At 79.7% G+C, this 632-nt stretch carries 1 protein-coding gene; it reads left to right on the top strand.

Translation table 11 applies throughout. The features are described from left to right. Positions 1-632, top strand: a 632-nt coding sequence (locus tag NWP09_RS13140; protein WP_258275929.1) for a helicase-associated domain-containing protein, incomplete at both ends; no start/stop codon positions are given.

Here is a 632-nt window from a genome sequence, read left to right as displayed (position 1 = left end):
CGCCAGGCGCACCGCCTCGGCCTCGCCGACCGCGGCGCGCTCACGACGCTCGCGGTCGACGCCCTCGACGACCCGGCCGCCGCGCGCGCGGCGCTCGCCGCCCACGTGCCGCCCGACACCGCATCCGTCTACCTGCAGCCCGACCTCTCGGCCGTCGCACCGGGGCCGCTGCGCGCCGCCGTCGACGCGCGCCTGCGCCGCATCGCGCGGCTCGAGCGCGCCGGCATCGCGTCGCAGTGGCGCATCACCGCGCAGAGCGTCGCGGGCGCGCTCGCCGGCGGCGAGAGCGCCGAGAGCGTGCTCGAGTTCCTCGCCGGCATCTCGCTCACGGGCGTGCCGCAGCCGGTCGCCTACCTCGTGCGCGACGCGGCCGCCCGGTTCGGGAGCCTGCGCGTGCGGCCGGTCGACCCGGCCGCCGAGGGCGGCGCGCGATCGCAGGCGCGCAGCGACGACGCGCAGCTCATCCGCACGATCGCGGTCGACCGGGCGCTCGCCGCCCTCGGCTCGGCGCAGTCCGGGCCGCACCGCGTCACCTTCCGGCTGGACGCCGAGGACGTGCTCGACGCGCTGCTCGCCGAGCGCTACCCCGCGGTGCTCGAGGACGACGCGGGCGCGCTCGTGCTGCGCCGCAC

This window comes from Agrococcus sp. HG114 (genome assembly GCF_024723325.1).
Classification (GTDB): Bacteria; Actinomycetota; Actinomycetes; order Actinomycetales; family Microbacteriaceae; genus Agrococcus.
Note: the sequence above shows the minus strand (reverse complement) of the source record. Positions and strands in the feature narration are given on the sequence as shown.